Annotated in this window: 15 protein-coding genes; 5 read left to right on the top strand and 10 right to left on the bottom strand. The window is 40.9% G+C overall.

Annotation, left to right across the window (positions count from 1 at the left end):
• The first annotated feature begins 71 nt into the window (after positions 1–71).
• From V5739_RS12910 to lptB, 4 genes are all read left to right on the top strand, one after another.
• The gene (locus V5739_RS12910) at positions 72–1,037 is read left to right on the top strand and encodes a KpsF/GutQ family sugar-phosphate isomerase (protein ID WP_423818492.1); all 966 of its coding nucleotides are present in this window, start codon (positions 72–74) and stop codon (positions 1,035–1,037) included.
• Between the two features lies 1 nt (position 1,038).
• A complete protein-coding gene (tatC, locus tag V5739_RS12905; RefSeq protein WP_423818491.1) occupies positions 1,039–1,872 on the top strand; it encodes a twin-arginine translocase subunit TatC in 834 nt (277 codons plus the stop codon).
• Positions 1,869–2,216 (top strand): carboxymuconolactone decarboxylase family protein, encoded by a 348-nt coding sequence (locus V5739_RS12900; RefSeq protein WP_423818490.1) that lies wholly within the window; start codon positions 1,869–1,871, stop codon positions 2,214–2,216. Before tatC ends, V5739_RS12900 begins: the two co-directional genes overlap by 4 nt.
• Before the next feature lie 275 nt (positions 2,217–2,491).
• Positions 2,492–3,232 (top strand): LPS export ABC transporter ATP-binding protein, encoded by a 741-nt coding sequence (gene lptB, locus V5739_RS12895; protein ID WP_266068749.1) that lies wholly within the window; start codon positions 2,492–2,494, stop codon positions 3,230–3,232.
• Positions 3,233–4,184: 952 nt separating this feature from the next.
• On the opposite strand, the gene V5739_RS12890 is transcribed toward lptB, so the two are convergent.
• Positions 4,185–4,958, bottom strand: coding sequence for a CDP-alcohol phosphatidyltransferase family protein (locus V5739_RS12890; RefSeq protein WP_423818489.1), 774 nt, complete (start codon positions 4,956–4,958; stop codon positions 4,185–4,187).
• Positions 4,959–5,187: 229 nt separating this feature from the next.
• Here V5739_RS12890 and lnt point away from each other — a divergent pair, with 229 nt between their 5' ends.
• Positions 5,188–6,777 (top strand): apolipoprotein N-acyltransferase, encoded by a 1,590-nt coding sequence (gene lnt, locus V5739_RS12885; protein WP_423818488.1) that lies wholly within the window; start codon positions 5,188–5,190, stop codon positions 6,775–6,777.
• Positions 6,778–6,830: 53 nt separating this feature from the next.
• Here lnt and V5739_RS12880 read toward each other — a convergent pair whose 3' ends face one another.
• From V5739_RS12880 to V5739_RS12840, 9 genes are all read right to left on the bottom strand, one after another.
• Positions 6,831–8,024 carry an ABC transporter permease gene (locus V5739_RS12880; RefSeq protein ID WP_423818487.1) on the bottom strand — a complete coding sequence of 398 codons (1,194 nt, stop codon included), beginning with the start codon at positions 8,022–8,024 and terminating at the stop codon, positions 6,831–6,833.
• A 1-nt stretch (position 8,025) separates the two neighbouring features.
• Positions 8,026–8,985 carry an HlyD family secretion protein gene (locus V5739_RS12875; protein WP_423818486.1) on the bottom strand — a complete coding sequence of 320 codons (960 nt, stop codon included), beginning with the start codon at positions 8,983–8,985 and terminating at the stop codon, positions 8,026–8,028.
• A gap of 18 nt (positions 8,986–9,003) precedes the next feature.
• Complete coding sequence (locus tag V5739_RS12870) at positions 9,004–10,377, bottom strand: TolC family protein (protein WP_423818485.1); 1,374 nt, start codon at positions 10,375–10,377, stop codon at positions 9,004–9,006.
• Positions 10,378–10,467: 90 nt separating this feature from the next.
• On the bottom strand, positions 10,468–11,034 hold the full coding sequence (locus tag V5739_RS12865) for a Crp/Fnr family transcriptional regulator (protein WP_266068743.1): 567 nt from the start codon (positions 11,032–11,034) through the stop codon (positions 10,468–10,470).
• A 51-nt stretch (positions 11,035–11,085) separates the two neighbouring features.
• Positions 11,086–12,474: an exopolysaccharide biosynthesis polyprenyl glycosylphosphotransferase gene (locus V5739_RS12860; protein WP_423818484.1), complete on the bottom strand. Its 1,389-nt coding sequence runs from the start codon at positions 12,472–12,474 to the stop codon at positions 11,086–11,088.
• A gap of 514 nt (positions 12,475–12,988) precedes the next feature.
• Positions 12,989–13,852, bottom strand: coding sequence for a glycosyltransferase family 4 protein (locus V5739_RS12855; RefSeq protein WP_423818483.1), 864 nt, complete (start codon positions 13,850–13,852; stop codon positions 12,989–12,991).
• A gap of 248 nt (positions 13,853–14,100) precedes the next feature.
• Positions 14,101–14,916, bottom strand: a complete 816-nt coding sequence (locus tag V5739_RS12850) for an IS3 family transposase (RefSeq protein WP_423818005.1) — start codon at positions 14,914–14,916, stop codon at positions 14,101–14,103.
• On the bottom strand, positions 14,913–15,338 hold the full coding sequence (locus V5739_RS12845; RefSeq protein WP_423818004.1) for a transposase: 426 nt from the start codon (positions 15,336–15,338) through the stop codon (positions 14,913–14,915). The genes V5739_RS12850 and V5739_RS12845 overlap by 4 nt, the downstream gene beginning before the upstream one ends.
• Positions 15,339–15,582: 244 nt before the next feature.
• Positions 15,583–16,995 carry an O-antigen ligase family protein gene (locus V5739_RS12840; RefSeq protein WP_423818482.1) on the bottom strand — a complete coding sequence of 471 codons (1,413 nt, stop codon included), beginning with the start codon at positions 16,993–16,995 and terminating at the stop codon, positions 15,583–15,585.
• Positions 16,996–16,998: the final 3 nt, after the last annotated feature.

Here is a 16,998-nt window from a genome sequence, read left to right as displayed (position 1 = left end):
AATTTTACATACATTTGCATCAAATAAAGATACGTTTTTCTTTACTCCATACAATTTCTAACTCTACAAATTTGACACCTCAAGAAAAAATACTCTCTGTTGCCAGAGAAACCATTTTAACTGAAGCCAAAGCTATAGCAAATTTAGAGCAATTATTAGACCAAAACTTTGCTAAAGCTGTACAGGCAGTATATAAATCAAAAGGAAGGGTAGTAATTACCGGAATAGGAAAAAGTGCCGCAATTGCGACAAAGATCGTTGCTACCTTAAATTCTACCGGCACGCCGGCAGTTTTTATGCATGCTGCCGATGCCATTCACGGCGATTTAGGGTCTATACTTCAGGATGATGTGGTTATTTGCATCTCAAAAAGTGGAAACACTCCCGAAATAAAAGTACTCGTCCCGCTCATAAAAAACTTCGGAAATACCCTTATAGCAATAACAGGGAGTATCGACTCATTTTTGGGAAAACAGGCAGATTACATTCTCAATTCTTTTGTTGAAAAAGAAGCCTGCCCCAACAATCTTGCACCTACTACCAGCACCACTGCTCAACTTGTAATTGGTGATGCCCTTGCCGTTTGCCTGCTGAACCTCAGAGGGTTCTCCAGTCAGGATTTCGCCAAATACCACCCGGGAGGTTCTTTAGGAAAACGCCTTTACCTAAGGGTGAGCGATATTGCCGACCAGAACCAAAAGCCCTCAGTGACTCCCAACACTCCCGTGCCGCAGGTGATCATCGAAATTTCTGAAAAAATGCTTGGTGTCACTGCTGTTCTTCAGGATGACAAAATTACCGGAATAGTAACTGACGGTGACATAAGACGTATGCTCCAAAAGACTACAGACATCTCAAAACTAACCGCAGGGGACATTATGAGCGCCAATCCAAAGACCATTGAGAGTGATTCTATGGCTGTAGATGCGCTAGACGTGCTCGAGGACAACAAAATATCCCAGCTCCTGGCTGTAAAAGACGGAAAGTATTACGGGGTAGTGCACTTGCACAACTTAATAAGGGAAGGAATTATTTAGAATGGCAAAAGTAAAAAAACCTGCCGATGAAATGTCATTTTTGGATCACCTGGAAGACCTGCGCTGGCACCTCATCAGGGCGTCTTTGGCAGTAGTGATCGCCGGCACGGCAGCTTTCCTTGCTAAAGGATTCATTTTTGACACCTTGCTCTTTGGCCCTACCAGTGCCGACTTCTTTACTTATGACATTCTTTGTCGCCTCTCTACGTTTGTAGGACTCGAAGGCGGATTTTGTTTTAAAGACATGCCCTTCACTATACAATCGAGAACCATGGGCGGACAGTTCTCTGCCCACGTCTGGACCTCGATCACTGCGGGATTTATTATCGCTTTTCCATACATTATATATGAGTTCTGGAAATTTATCTCCCCGGCCATGTATGCCAATGAGAGAAATACAGCAAGAGGCTTTATTTTCATCTCTTCGGTATTGTTCTTTATGGGAGTACTTTTTGGCTATTACCTTGTTACGCCGCTTTCCATCAATTTCCTCGGAAAATACCAGGTAAGTGAGGTAGTACTCAATGAGTTTGATATTGGAAGTTATATAAGCCTGGTGCGCTCTTCGGTGGTTGCCTGTGGGATCATTTTTGAACTCCCTATAATCATCTACTTCCTTACAAAAATAGGATTGGTTACCCCCCAATTTCTTCGGAAGTATCGCAAGTTTGCACTGGTAATTGTATTGATACTTTCAGCAGTAATTACCCCGCCCGATATTTTGAGTCAAATCATTGTTGCAATTCCGGTGTTGGTACTGTATGAAGTAAGTATTTTTATTTCCAGGATTGTAATCCGAAATGAAGCACGAAAATTAAAAAAACAACAGCCATGAAAAATCAGGTAGAAGAATTCAATGAATATCGTCAAAAAATGAATGACAAAATTCTTGGCGACAACAATAAAATAATTAAGCGTATTTTTAATCTTGACACCAACGCCTATGCGCCGGGTGCTTTAGATGTAAAGACTAAAGAACTGCTGGGTTTGGTAGCATCGGCCGTTTTACGTTGTGATGATTGTATCAAATACCACCTTGAAACCAGCTATAAAGAAGGGTTATCAAAAGAAGAAGTAATGGAAGCCCTTAGCATCGCCACCCTTGTGGGAGGAACCATCGTGATCCCACACTTGAGAAGAGCGTATGAGTTTTGGGAAGATCTGGAAGCCCAGAGCTAATTTAAAGTTCAAAGTTTAAGATTCAAGGTTTAGAATTCCCAGAATCCCGACGACGAAGTAATTTCTGAAAAAGAACAAAGGAAGAGGAAAGGAATAATATTAAAAAATGCTATTGCAAAGCTGATACATTCAAGTTTTGAATACTATTATCTCCCCCTTAGTGACTCTGAGAACTAACCACTGCCCACTTTTTCTTATATTTATATATTAGCATGGTGTTTGAAGGTCTAATACTCAAGTCTAAAATCTCATATCTAACATCTCATATCTAAATAATGAAGTTATACGCCGAAAGTCTTGTCAAATCCTATAAGGGTCGTGAAGTTGTGAAAGGAATTTCCCTGGAAGTGAACCAGGGGGAGATTGTTGGGCTTTTGGGCCCAAATGGAGCGGGTAAAACCACCTCTTTCTATATGATCGTAGGATTGATAAAGCCAAATGGCGGAAGGATCTTTCTGGACCGGGAGAACATCACCAAATTTCCCATGTATAAACGGGCCCAATACGGGATTGGTTACCTCGCACAAGAAGCTTCGGTATTTCGCAAGCTGAGTATTGAAGACAATATTATGAGTGTTCTTGAGCTTACCAAGCTTTCTAAAAAGGAGCGGCAAATGAAGATGGAGTCATTGATCGAAGAATTTGGGTTAGGTCATATCCGAAAGAGCCGGGGAGATTTATTGAGTGGAGGGGAAAGACGGCGTACCGAAATAGCCCGTGCCCTGGCCACAGATCCCAACTTTATTCTCCTGGATGAACCATTTGCCGGAGTAGATCCGGTAGCTGTGGAAGACATTCAGCGCATTGTAGCCCAATTGAAAAATAAAAACATAGGCATTCTTATTACCGACCATAACGTGCAGGAAACCCTTGCGATTACAGATCGTACTTATCTTATGTTTGAAGGACGTATCCTTAAAGCAGGAATACCCGAAGAACTTGCCGAAGATGAAATGGTGCGCAAGGTATACCTGGGACAGAACTTCGAACTCCGGAAAAAGAAAATTTTTCAATAATCGTCGGTTACTAGGAGTTGAGGTAAATTATAATCGGCACGGATTGCAAATCCGCGCTAGCTTTCAATTCATAATTTTAGATTCAAGAATCAGAGGTTCGGAATCTGCGCTAACTTTTCCCTCTAAGTACTTTCTCTAATGAAGTGTCAAAAAGGGCATTTTGAAGAGGAAATATTATGAGGGTTTTAATCATGATTTCCCGGCACGGATTGCAAATCAGCGCCAGCTTTCAATTCATAATTTTAGATTCAAGAATCAGAAGTTCGAAATCCGCGCTAATTTTTCCCTCTATGTACTTTCTTTAATGAAGTGTCTAAAATGGCATTTTGGAAAGGAAAAATTTTGAGGGTTTCAATGAGGATTTCCCGGCACGGATTATAAATCCGCGCCAGCTTTCAATTCATAATTTTAGATTCAAGAATCAGAAGTTCGAAATCCGCGCCAGCTTTTCCCTCTTTGTACTTTCTCTAATGAAGTGTCTAAAATATCATTTTGGAGAGGAAAAATTTTGATATTTATAGTTAAATCCAGGTCCCGTAGGGATCAACTATAGGTAAAAGGTTCTCCCACGAATAAAACGTCCCGTAGGGACAAAATGTGGGTTTACTATATAATTTAAAAAAAATCGGTAATCAAAATTTACCTCAAGGCATTATCTCATATGCCGTCCCTACAGGACGTGAATTTCATAATGGATATTTGGAGCTACCTATAGAACGTCCCTACGGGACCTATGCTTCTTCCTGTAAGATAAATCCAGGTCCCGTAGAGACCTACTATAGGTAAAAAGGGTTCTCCCAGGAATAAAACGTCCCGTAGGGACAAAATGTGGGGTATTCCAGAGCAGGAGAAATTTCTGAAAAATATTTGTCCTTCTTCCCTTCGTGAAAAATCTGCTAATTGGCATATGCTCCCCTATAGACTACAGTCTGACAAAACACGCCCCCACAACCTAAGTTCTCTCCACCAGCCTCTCATCATCATTTTTATTAGTGATCATTGAGATCACCACATAACTAATAATGATTAAAGGAATCGCTGCAAACTGCAAGAAAATGAGCAGGACCACACAAAAGATCAGGAACAGGTAACGGACTTTATTTTCAGTAAAGCCCCAGCTACTGAATTTTAATGCAAATAAAGGAACTTCGGCATTCAGCATAAAACAACTGAACAAGGTCAGGGCTGCAAGAAACCACGGATTTAGAATAATATCTACCAAAAATGGCTGTGGCTGAAAAATAAGGATCAGCGGCAGACTTAATATCAGTAAGGCATTTGCGGGTGTGGGTAGGCCAATAAAGGAATCGGTTTGCCGCTCGTCAATATTAAACTTTGCCAATCTATAGCCAGACGCGAGGGTAACAAGCAACCCTAGCAGAGCGAGAGCCGGAAAATTCCATTCCATCAGGTCGTGCCCCGCTGTCCAGTCGGTAGATTGTGCCGCTGCTCCGGGCAGGGCCTGTCTAAACAGCTGAAACATTACAATACCCGGCACCAATCCGCTAGTTACCATATCGGCAAGGGAATCGAGTTGTAATCCCAGTTCAGATTTCACATCGAGGAGCCTTGCAGCAAGTCCGTCAAAAAAATCAAAAAAGATACCCAATGCCACAAAGGTCGCAGCCATCACCAGATCGCCCTGCACAGCAAATATGGCTGCAATACTACCGCTAAAAAGATTGACCAATGTAATGGCGTTGGGAATGTGTCTGGTTAGGCTCATATGGCTTGTTTTCTGTAAAAATAGGAAAAAAAGAATGCAGCACTGCCAGAAACAGGAAACAAGATAAAAGAGGCTGAAATTTCATTTTAAAATAGTACCGGCTGCAAATCTGCACCAGCTGGGAATTAAAAACCGGGAGTGAATCTTAATGATTTCCTTATGTTAATTGATCATTGCTAATTCTTCATTGATTATAGGTAATTGCTTAAATTTGTTTCCACACTTCACTATGAAACACTTCCTGTACGCCTTACTTTCCGGAATTTTACTGGCCCTGGCGTGGCCTACTTATGGTTTTCCCCTGCTGTTGTTCTTCGCTTTTGTGCCTTTACTTTACGCAGAACACAGCATCAGGATCAAGCAGGCACATAACAGGAAATGGAAGATCTTTGGCCTTTCTTATCTCAGCTTTATTATCTGGAATTTAGTTACTACATACTGGCTCTACTTTTCCACTCCTTTTGGCGGTATTTTTGCCATCACGGTAAACTCCCTGCTCATGTCACTGGTGTTCCTGCTGTTCCATATCGTGGCAAAAAGGGTAAATTTCAAGGCCTCTTCTTCTTTTCTTATAAGTATCTGGATATGTTTTGAGTTCCTGCACCTCAACTGGGAATTTTCATGGCCGTGGCTCAATCTTGGTAATGCTTTTTCTGAATTTCCTCACTGGATACAATGGTATGAATTCACAGGAACTTTTGGAGGAACACTATGGGTGTGGCTCACAAATATCGCACTCCTAAAAATGTTGCTGCTTTACAAAGAGCACAAAGCCAAAGAAATCCTTTATCGCGGACTGTTCAAAAACGCACTTCTTATTCTTCTCCCTATTTTGATCTCGTATGTGATCTTATGGAATTATGAAGAGAGTGAAGAAACTATTGAAGCTGTTGTTTTACAACCCAACATCAACCCTTATACAGAGAAATATTTTACTTCAGATGTACGCATAGGGCAGTTACTTACCGATCTTGCTGAAGAGGCAGTCACTCCCGAAACAAAAATAGTCATAGCACCTGAAACTGTTTTCGCCTACGGAACGGTTTTGAGCCACTTTGAAGATTCTGAAGCCAATTTCTTCACAAGCCAGTTTGTAAATGAGCATCCAAAAATGTCATTTTTGAGTGGTATTTCCATGTACGAGAGGTTCAATGATCCGGGAAGGGTACGGGAGCAAACCAATCAGTTAGGACCAAATGACTGGTATGACGATTATAATTCGGCTTTTATGATCTCTGCGAATGATTCAGTGCATTTTTATCACAAATCAAAACTTGTGGTAGGCGTAGAGAATTTCCCGTATCAGGAGGTTTTAAGGCCTCTCCTCGGAAATGTTATGATAGACCTGGGTGGTACAGTTGCAATGAAAACCACGCAGGAGAAAAGGGCCACTTTTAAAATTCCTACTTCTGAAGAAGTGGGGCCAATTATTTGCTATGAGTCAGTTTATGGAGATTTTGTAACCGGCTACGTTAGAGAAGGGGCCGACTTTTTGGCTATTATCACTAATGATGCATGGTGGGGCAACACCCAGGGACACAAACAACACCTTAGTTATGCCCGGTTGCGAGCTATTGAAAACAGGAGAGCCATTGCCAGAAGTGCCAACACAGGAATTTCAGCTTTTATCAACGAAAAAGGCGAAATCACTTCAACTTTAGGGTATGAAGAACAGGGAGCTCTTCGCGGGGAAGTAACTCTCAATGACCGGCTCACCTTTTACAGCCGCTTTGGAGACTATATCGCCAGGGTCTCCCTGTTCCTTGCGTTGTTTATTTTCTTGTTTGCTGTTATACCCTGGAAGAGATCCCGTAAATAAATATCTGCAGTAAAATTAATACTTCTGGCATGCAGAAATCTGATTACAACAATTTAATTCGCGCCAGGAAAGTTTTCTTCAGATGTAACGAGAGCATTCTTCCTGCTTTTTTTAATCTTCCACTGTAGGAGAACAAGCATTGCAATCAGGCTTCCTGTAAAGATCAGGAGCAGCATAAAGATTTCATGGGAGATGGAGGATATTCCGCCGCCGTAAAAAGCCACCTTCCGGAATCCATTCAGAAAATGAGTAACGGGAATAATTTCAGCAATAGCAGTTATTGCAGGGGGCATTGCCAAAGAAGGCCAGGTAAAGCCGCTTAAAATAAATGCAGGTGTAGAGATCACCATAAGAAGTTCTGTAGCCTTCAACTGGTTAGGAAATACAATTGAGAACAACATTCCAATTCCCATTGAAGCCAGTGTCAATAAGGTGGTTAAGATCAGCATGGGGATACTAAAGATCTCCGCCTCTATCCTGAAGTAAGGCAGAAATTGACTTACCACAGCCCACATAAAAGGAATCAGGATCAGGAAAGGAACAGCCTTTAGAACAATATGATAGAACGCCCATTTATGTTTGCCGGCAAGTTCACGAAAATATCCATCTTCAAAATCTCTCGCAAAAACCAGGGCTAAAGCTAAAAATATTACTTGCTGCATAATGGCCGCCAACAGTCCCGGGAGCATAAAAGTGAGATAATTCCCGGTAGCATTGTACATCTTATTAAAGTTGATGCTGAAGCTCTCATAGGCTTCAAGCGCCTGAGCGGGTGGCATTCCCTGTTTTTTCAAACCCTCAATCTCTATACCGGCATTCATGGTCATTAGAACCGCCTGAATATTCTTACTTGCGGTATTGGCATTAAGGATATTCACCATATTGAGATCTACCCTAACTTCGGGATGCCTTTTTTGCAAGATTGCAGCTTCAAAGCCTTTTGGGATATTCACTACAGCTATATACTCATTTAAAGGCATTTCACTTTGAATCTTTCCGGGAGTATATCTTACATCGCTCACCTTTATGGCCTCATTATCTTCAAAAGCATCAATGAGCCTATCACTAACCGGGGTATGATCTTCATCTACTATGATAATGGGAAGGTTGATCACTTTAGCCTGGCTGTACACATAACCGAGTAAAAACCCGTACAGCACAGGAGCCCCAAAAAAGATGGCAAGCAGCACTTTGTTTGAAAATATGCGCCGGAATTCTATTTTTAGCAATCTCTTAAAATCCTTCATTTTAGTGTTTTAATATGATGGTGCTATTCATAAAGTAGTTTGCAGCCGCAGTACTTTCAGGAACCAGTTTTAATTCATATACCGGCTCCGAAAGTTGATACATAGGTGCTGTACTTGAAATATCTGAGTAATGTGCAAGCTGTTTCACCGCAACAAGGCGTGAGGATATTTCTTCTTTGGTGTATGGATTGACTACCGTTAAAACGTCTCCCACTTTAAAGTCGTAGACCTGGGATTCGGGGATACTAAACCTGAAGTACATACTGTTTTTTTCGTACCCGTTGAATAATGGATAGCCGGGAGTAAGTAACTCTCCTTCACTTAAACTTACAGTTTCAATGGTCATATCTTTGGGTGCAATGAGGTATTGCTCCATAGATGCACTCATCACCTCTTCTTTTGATCCCAATGCCCTGTCTAACTGTCCCTGTGCCTGGTTGATTTGTTCTGTGCGGGCACCTTTTTCTACTTCCTGCTGTTTTGCCTGCAGGGCATCTACCTGTGCCCGGGCCATTCCCAGCTTCATTTTCACTTCATCATATTGTTGCCTGCTTACCAAAGAATCCTGGTACATGGCCTCAATCCTTTTAAAAGATTCCTTTGCAAAATCCAGTTGTGCCTTTCCTGCATTGAGCTGTCCTTTAATTTGCTCAAGCTGCTCTAAAGTCGCTCCATTAAACGCCATATCCAGTTGACCCCGGGCTGCTGTAACAGCACCTTCGGCTTGCTTTATCTTTGCATTCACCTCAGGTATGTCAATGAATGCCAGGGTATCTCCTTTTTTTACTTCCTGGCCTTCTTCCACAGAAATTTCTATGATCCTGCCGGGAAGTTTACCGCTAACAGCAATAGTTTCAAATTTCACTTTCCCTCTAAGTGCCGGGATTTTCTCATCATTGTTACAGGAATTAAGGCTGATAACAGCGATAATGCTCACAATAATTCTACTATATAAGTTCATTGTTTCTTTTTTATTTTTTTAGTATTCCAACTGACCTTTGGCGTGACGGAGATCAATCATTGCCCTTCGCTCCTTAAAAATAGATTCCTGTAGGTGAAATCCTGCCTGTTCAAGGTCTCTGAGCGCATCAAGTACATCGCTAACCGATGCAAGATCATTGCGGTACTGCTTGTTCACCATTTCATAGGTTTCTGCAGCAAGGTCGATCTCCTTTTGTACAATTAGGGTATTCTGCCGGGCAGCTGCAAGGCTGAGTTCTGCTTTAGTAATAGAGAGAGCAATCATTTCTTCAGCTTCTTTCAGCTTTTCCCTGTATTTAAGAGCTTCAAATTTTGACTGCTTACTTTTAAGGTGAGCCTGGTTCCCGTCGAAAAGATTCCACTTCACCCCTACCCCAACGTACCATCGTGGATCAAGAAGAGAAAGGTCATCTTCCAATAGCTCATAATGTCCTTTTAAAGCTAACTTGGGGATGAAATTATTTCTTTCCATTTTCGCTTTGCTAAGGCTGGCTTTCTCAGCTTCTTCCAGGGCTTTAACTTCATCCCGTTTTTCTACAGGTTTTTCTTTCACCACATTAAAGGGCACAAGTTGTGGAGTAAGCATTATTAATTGTTCCGTATTAACACCCGTTAACTGCTGTAAGACCTCCAGAAGCAAAGTGCGGTTTTGTTCAAATTCCAGCTGTTTACCTATAAGCTGTTGTTTTGCGAGTTCGATCTTCTTGCGTTCTATAGGGGTGGCCAGTCCATTCTCAATAGCTTTTTTTACATACAGGTCCTGTTGTGCAAGATATTCTTCGGAAGTCTTCAAAACTCTTTCTGAAGCGTTCACCAACGCCAGTTGATCATAGGTCTCAATGATTTTAAGGGCTATTCTATCCTGAAGGGCTGAGCCTGCAAAATTTATAGATGCTTCCTTGTGTTTACTGCCTTTAAGTGCGCCTGAAGCCTGAAAGCCGCTGAATAAGACCCAGTCGACATCTACTGAAGATTTTAAAATGTTCTTCTGCTGAATGGCCGGAACCTCCTTTACCGGAAGTCCCTCAGGAAAACCAGCATTAAACGGTAGCCCCACGGCTTCTTTTATAAGCAACTTTTGAGTTCCCAGGAGCAAAGTTTCGGTATCGCTGTCAAACCTGAGGTCATCATCAAGTCTGGTATAATTTCCATTAACAGTGATCTTGGGAAGAAACACAGCTCTGGCAAGTTTTTGATCAATTACGGCCTGTTGGGCCTCTATCTCATTTTGATTCAGTTCATGGTTTTTGTTCAGGCCTTTCTCAATGAGTTCCATCAGCTGTGGTTCCAATTGTTGTGCACTACCTGGAGTGGGAAGTAAACCCATGAGGAATATAAAAAAAGCACTTACACCTATCCTTTTTCTTTGCATTCTTAGTTCTTTAAAGTGGGGTGCAAAGATCCGGTTGAATAGCGGTCTTTCTTTTGACTTAAATCAAAAAGCGAATAGCATAAGTAAAGGCTATAACTTTTTTTTCCTGATGCGGCTTAAGGTTTCCTGGGACATTCCAAGGTAAGAAGCAATAAGTCCCAGCGGCACACGGTAAGTAATATCGGGATATTCTGAAAGCATGAAATCATACCTTTCCCGGGCGGACTGGAACTGTATGGCATTGATTTTATGAACTACTTTAGTGAGCATTTCAGTAGCCAAAAGCCGCCCCAACCTTTCCATTTTATGGTACCTGTCAAAAAGGAGGTCCAACTGCTCTTTGGTGATAGACAGGATTACAGAATCTTCGAGAATTTCAAGATAATAGGTACTGGGGCTCTCCTGAAAAAAACTCTCCAAACTTGACATGAACCTACCTTCTCCAAAGAACAACTGCGTGATCTCTTTGCCGTCGCTATTGAGATAATAATTTCTAGCTATTCCTTTTTCAACGAAATATAAATTTCGGCATATTTTGCCCTGTTCAACCAGTATCTCATTCTTCGACACCTCTTTCCTCTCAAAATGAGAAAGGATATCTTCAAGTTCCTCTTCAGAAAAATCGACCAGAGTATGTAGGAATTCAGCTAATTTCATAAACTATTGTGCGCTATTCAAATTCGCTCTCAATTCAGTATTTTAAGAAGATCATTGTCCTCTGAAAAATATAACCGTACTGAGCGTTTTAGTAAGAATGGTAATATCGAGAAAGATATTACGGTGCTTGATATAATAAAGATCATACTGCAGCTTTTCCAGGCTATCGGCGTGGCTGTCGGCATAATCGGTCATCACCTGTGCCCAGCCGGTGAGGCCAGGTTTGATGAAATGGCGGGTATCGTAAAAGGGGATTAATTCAGATAATTCTTTTACAAATACAGGTCTTTCAGGTCGGGGGCCAATAAGGCTCATTTCCCCTTTCAAAATATTGTAGAACTGCGGAAATTCATCCAGCCTTGAACGACGAAGAAATTTTCCGAAGCGGGTAATACGTACATCATTTTTTGTGGCCCACACGGCCCCATCAGGTTCAGCATTATAGCGCATGGTACGAAACTTCAGTATTTTGAACGTTTCACCACTCCTGCCAATCCTTTCCTGCTGGTAAAACAATGAGCCTTTATTTGCTATCATATTTCCGAAGTAAATAAAAGGCAACAAAAGGGCGCCTATAATAATCCCAATGATAGAAACAAGGATATCAAAAAGCCTGTGAAAAAACAGGTAAAATTTATTATCGTTACTGCGGCTTAGAGGAAAGAACTGGTAAAAATTACGTTCAATATGCTGCACCGGAATGCGGTGAGTTTTATCTTCATACACCTCATTAAAATCTTTCACTGGAAAGCCATTTTTGAGAAGAATAAGAACCTGACTATAAAATCCTTCAGCCGTAGAACTGACATCAGAAATGAGGATCTCATCGATATTCTGCTCCCGTACAATTTCTGAGAGGCTTGTTCCTGAAAAATCTTCTAAGCCCAATTTTTCAGAATTAATCACATCACCGCCACCGGGATTCACCAGGCCCACAATATTGTAATTGGGATCGGATCGCTGCAGGTGCAGGGCTACGAGTTCAACTTCCAATGGTTCCCCAATAATTAAAACCCTTCGATAAAACCTGGGCGTAGAAATAAGTGCAATGTAGGAGAACCGCCACAGCAGCAGGGTAAAACAAATTGTAAGAAAAAAATATAGAATTTGTAAGCGATTGTCGGGTAGTACGGGTGTAAAAACGGGGGTCATCAAATAGAACAATACTACGGCCCAGGTCGCTAAAACCACATTTTTGAGTACTCTATAGTAGCTACTGGCCTTTTGCAGATCATAGAGTTCAAAAATGCCGCAGAACAGGTTTAAATAGATTGCCAGCACTATAGCCCAATGCCAGGATCCCAGCTCAATATTGAAGTATTCTACCCGAAAAAGAATTCCTACAACGTATAATGACAAAAGCACCCAGAGGATATCGAAAATACGCAGAAAAATTTTGCGCTCGGAGATCTCGAAATGCATTTTGTTTTTATGAGGCATGCAGGGATTTTTACGGTGTAAATATAAGGAAGAGTTCGGTTTACAAGGGATTTCCCCAGCACCTTTTTGCAGGAACTTTATCTTTGTAAAAATTCAAAACAGGGTTCAAAAAATGACATTTTTGGAGTGTTAGAAAGCCTTCTTCGGAAGAATATAGAAAGAAAAACGGCACGGATTGCAAATCGCGCCAACTGGATTTAAGAATGAGGATTTGAAATTCAAAATTCTTTGAAAATCCTCAAGACCATATTGGTAACCAAAAGCAGGTATTGAAAACACATTGTTCGAAAAACGTCCTGGAATAATAACAAGGACAATTCGGCACAGATTATAAATCTACGTTATCGGAAAACTTAATCAGACTGTAGTTCTGCCAAAATCCCGCAGATCAAAGGATACTAATTAGGCTTGGAAATAATAACTGACAATTGTAATTGATATGTCCTGGTTCTTGGCTTAAAACATAACTCATAACTCTATAACTCATAACTTTTGCCTTTTACCATTCTTAATCTTACCTAGCTAACACTTCTTTCCACAAAACCTTAACCCTCTCCCAATCAAAAGCTTCTACTTTCTTCCTCGCAGCGCGGGTTCTTTCCTGAGAATGTTCCGGCCGCTTAAGCATATTTTTTATGGCCTCTGCCATCCGTTCGGGATCATTTGGGGGTACCAGCACCCCATCTATATCGGCAGTTATGAGATATGGGAGTCCGCCCACATTTGTGGAAACTACAGGCAGCCCCAGGGCCATAGCTTCAATTACACTCACAGGGGTATTATCTATGTTGGTAGTGTTTAAAAAAATATCGTATGTTTTAGATAATGCAATCCATTCTTCTTTGGGTAACCTTCCCATGAAACGCACCGGCAGGCTGTGCAGCCTGGAGTAGCGAATACAATTCTGCCAGGAATCGTCTTTTACCGGACCTACCATACAAAGTTCGGCATCAGGATAATCGGGCAACAGCAGCTCCAGAACCTTTACTGCCTGCAGCGGGTTATAAATCTCATCAAATGCTCTTACCCATAATAATTTGGGACGAAGTTGAATTCGTTCTTTAAAAGGATAATTTTCCAGGTGGATACTGTTGGGAATATATTGAACATTTAAAAAGCCTTTTTGCTGAAAAACCGTTTTTAGGTACAGCGACGGAGCCACATTTAAAAATGCCTTCTCAAATACCTTTTTTGACACCTTAGGAGAATTTTCGAGCCGGGTGGGAAGTTCCCCTCCGTGGAGGAAGGGAATGTATTTAAGGTGCAGCTTTTGGCAGAGGCTGGCAACTGCATAAGCATACCAGAAATTTTGCGTGCTGTAGGTGTCTATGAGGACGAAGCGGGTAGTTCTTTTGTTCCTGTACACTAACAGAAGCATTTCTATCAGGCGAAGGAGTTTGTTCTTTTTAGCCGAAGCTGTTTTTATAACAAAACCTTCTTCTCTTAATAAAGGGGTCAGCGTGTCTATTGAGGTGGGAGTGCCGCCCCGGGTTGATAGTTGGTTACCTATGTAGATTAGATTTTTCAGGAGTTGTGGGTTGTGGGTTGTCGGTTGTCGGTTGTCGGTTGTCGGTTGTCGGTTTGTGGAGTCCTGAATAGGGTTGACCGTTTTTGAGAGTTGGTTATTTAATTTAAAGTTACTAATTCTTTGTTTAATCTATATTCATATTCTACGGGAGTATAATCATGTATTGAGCTGTGTGGTTTCTCATGGTTATACATATATACAGCTTTACTTAATTTTCTATTCAGCTCATTTAAATTGGTAGGATTATATCCTTTCAAATAACTGTTCTTTATTGTTCCGTTGATCCTTTCTGCATGAGGATTTTCATAGACATTGACACACATGCTGTTTCTTAAATATCCTTTGGTAAGTTTTAAAAACTCTTTGCTGTAGTACTGTCCTCCACCATCGGAGTGTATGATAGGTTTTACCTCTTCATCTCCTTTGATGCGAGTCAGAGCCATCTTTAAAGCTGGTACTGTGGTGTCAACTGTTTTAAGAGTTTTGCTGGCACTATAACCAATTATCCTCCTGGAATATTGGTCCATTATGAAGGTGAGGTAATAGAACTTACTGTTCATTTCATAGTAGGTTATATCACTCACCCATACCTGGTTTATATCTGTCAACTCCCGATCCTTAACCAGGTTAGGAAAACGTATTACTCCGGTACTGTCTGTGGTTCTTCTAAAGGACTTTTTTGGCGCTATTTTAAATCCATATTCACCATAAAAGTCAAAGAACCTGTCTCTGCCCATTGTCTCAGGATTTACTTTCTTGTAGAGCGCTTTACACCCCATATCCGGATGATCCTCTCTTACCTGCCGCAGAATTACTTTTAGCTGCTCTTTCTCTTCCTCTCTTTCGATTTCTCTGTTGAGCCGCTGATGCACGTTCTGCTTTGTAGTTCCTAACCAACAATAGATCTGGTTCATTTTCCATCGGTGTTCTTTCCTGTTGAGCCAGAACCAGGTAAGGGTTTGGAACCAAGTTTTTTTTTGATGTCGATGTCATACATCTCTTCAGCAATATCGATCATCTTATTTTTGAACTCGATCTCGAACTGCTTTTGTCCAACCAGTTGCTCCAGTTCGCGGATCTTGGCCTTCAAATCCTGTATTTTACGGGTATCGCTCATAAGCTCAACAACTTGTTTTACACCTCGTTTGCGGTTGCGGGAGTACTTGTCCAGCCATTTATAAACTGCCGTAGTCGACACTTCATATTCCTTACTCACTTCCAGAACGGTAGAAATGTTCTTCTCAATTTCCCGTACCTTCTTACGTTTAAAGCTCTCACTAAAGTAACGATTTACTCGATTAGATGCTTCTTTAGAAAAATCCTGTGGTTTTGCCATAGTACTGAGTTGTATTAAACTCCGTAAAACGGTCAACTTATTTCAGTACCCGACAGTTTTATAATCTTAAACTAAATTACGAAAACTGAGCGAAGCGAAGTTTTTAGCAACTGAGAACTCAAAACTGAGAATTCAAAACTGAGAACTCAAAACTGAGAATTCAAAACTGAGAACTCAAAACTGAGAATTCAAAACTGAGAACTCAAAACTGAGAATTCAAAACTGAGAATTCAAAACTGAAAATTCAAAACTGAGAACTCAAAACTGGACCCGGTTTTCTTTCTTTTATTGCATTTCTCCCGGCAGCTCTCTTATCTTCAACTATATACAGCAATGCCAGCCCGTATACAAATGCCGGAAGGGCAATTCTCATGGCAGAATGGTTTACCGTAAGGAACCAGAATAACATAAAACAAAGAAAGAAATAATTGTTTTTAAATTTCAGCCAGAAGAGCATAGGTACAACAACTAAGATTGTAACTCCCAGCAGGCCTAAAAGGCCGTGTTCTGAAAGAAGTCTGCTCACTTCACTATGCGTAGCAATTTCTTCTCCCAATTCTTTTTCTCTATAAGATTTGGCTTTTCCCACCCCAACACCGACTACCGGATTATGATAAAAAGCTTCAAGTTCAGTCGACAAAAGATCTACTCTTCCCGTAGTCAAATCTTCCTTCTCTCTACCCCTTGCGTCTTTCCCCGTCCATCGGTTCACGATTAACCCGGAACTTCCGGCAGCCGAGAAAGCCCATGAAGCAAAAAGAACTCCTACTAAAAAAATAATTTTAATTTGCAGTTGTTTCTGCTCCCTACGACCCTTCTTGTAGTATAGCAGAAATATAAAAGCCGCCGCACATATTAAAGCAGTTACTATTCCTCCTCTCGAAAATGTAATTATTGCTCTATAGCTCATCATACTTAATAACCCAAGGTCAATGAGGTTGACCCATTTACCCTTTACATCGAAAAGTCGAATGACCAACAATAAACTTCCCATTCCCATAATAGTGGCTATCTGGTTGGGCCCATAGCCTCCAGTAGCTGCATAGTTGGCTCCAATATTTATAACCATTTCCTGTAGACTTGGAGTATAAAAAAACAAATAGAACATGTTTGTTATTATAGGCAGCAGCAACATTAAAAGTACTTTTTGAAAATTTTTTTTAGAAATTTTCTTATAATAACAATATAAAGCAGAAACCCCCAGGCATACAGGCCCACTCAAGTTAAATGCCACAGCTTTCCTAAATACCTCATCATAGTCGGGGTTCAGAGAAGCAATCACTATACCGGGTACCAGGATCAATAGATAGAGCCAAAAAGGCGTGGTCTTCGCCGAAGTTCCTTTAAAAAGCATTCCTATTAGCAGAAAAACAATAACTGCATATTTACCGGTTTCATAAAAAACGACCCCACCCGTCATTCTCCAGAATATCTCAACGCCGGCAATGTAAGCAGCGGCCATTAAAGCTTCGTTATTCTTATTTTTTTTTTGTAGGATAGTAAAGATAAAGTAAGCAAAAACTGACAGTGAATAGAGCATAGAGAAAGGCTCGTATAAATAAATAGCAAAAGCTATTGCCAAATGTAGCAACACCAATTTAATATACTCTACCTGTAAAAGTTTTTGCACTACTCTGGATGATCTCTTATATCTCACTTT

The sequence above is a fragment of the Salinimicrobium sp. TIG7-5_MAKvit genome, from assembly GCF_049569215.1.
In the GTDB taxonomy this organism is placed as follows: domain Bacteria; phylum Bacteroidota; class Bacteroidia; order Flavobacteriales; family Flavobacteriaceae; genus Salinimicrobium; species Salinimicrobium profundisediminis.
This window is presented reverse-complemented; position numbering and strand designations above follow the sequence as displayed.

Coding starts and splice junctions, on each gene's coding strand:
- tatC (WP_423818491.1), top strand. CDS start 1,039: ATGGCAAAAGTAAAAAAACCTGCCGATGAAATGTCATTTTTGGATCAC.
- V5739_RS12900 (WP_423818490.1), top strand. CDS start 1,869: ATGAAAAATCAGGTAGAAGAATTCAATGAATATCGTCAAAAAATGAAT.
- lptB (WP_266068749.1), top strand. CDS start 2,492: ATGAAGTTATACGCCGAAAGTCTTGTCAAATCCTATAAGGGTCGTGAA.
- V5739_RS12890 (WP_423818489.1), bottom strand. CDS start 4,958: ATGAGCCTAACCAGACACATTCCCAACGCCATTACATTGGTCAATCTT.
- lnt (WP_423818488.1), top strand. CDS start 5,188: ATGAAACACTTCCTGTACGCCTTACTTTCCGGAATTTTACTGGCCCTG.
- V5739_RS12880 (WP_423818487.1), bottom strand. CDS start 8,024: ATGAAGGATTTTAAGAGATTGCTAAAAATAGAATTCCGGCGCATATTT.
- V5739_RS12875 (WP_423818486.1), bottom strand. CDS start 8,985: ATGAACTTATATAGTAGAATTATTGTGAGCATTATCGCTGTTATCAGC.
- V5739_RS12870 (WP_423818485.1), bottom strand. CDS start 10,377: ATGCAAAGAAAAAGGATAGGTGTAAGTGCTTTTTTTATATTCCTCATG.
- V5739_RS12865 (WP_266068743.1), bottom strand. CDS start 11,034: ATGAAATTAGCTGAATTCCTACATACTCTGGTCGATTTTTCTGAAGAG.
- V5739_RS12860 (WP_423818484.1), bottom strand. CDS start 12,474: ATGCCTCATAAAAACAAAATGCATTTCGAGATCTCCGAGCGCAAAATT.
- V5739_RS12855 (WP_423818483.1), bottom strand. CDS start 13,852: ATGCTTCTGTTAGTGTACAGGAACAAAAGAACTACCCGCTTCGTCCTC.
- V5739_RS12850 (WP_423818005.1), bottom strand. CDS start 14,916: ATGAACCAGATCTATTGTTGGTTAGGAACTACAAAGCAGAACGTGCAT.
- V5739_RS12845 (WP_423818004.1), bottom strand. CDS start 15,338: ATGGCAAAACCACAGGATTTTTCTAAAGAAGCATCTAATCGAGTAAAT.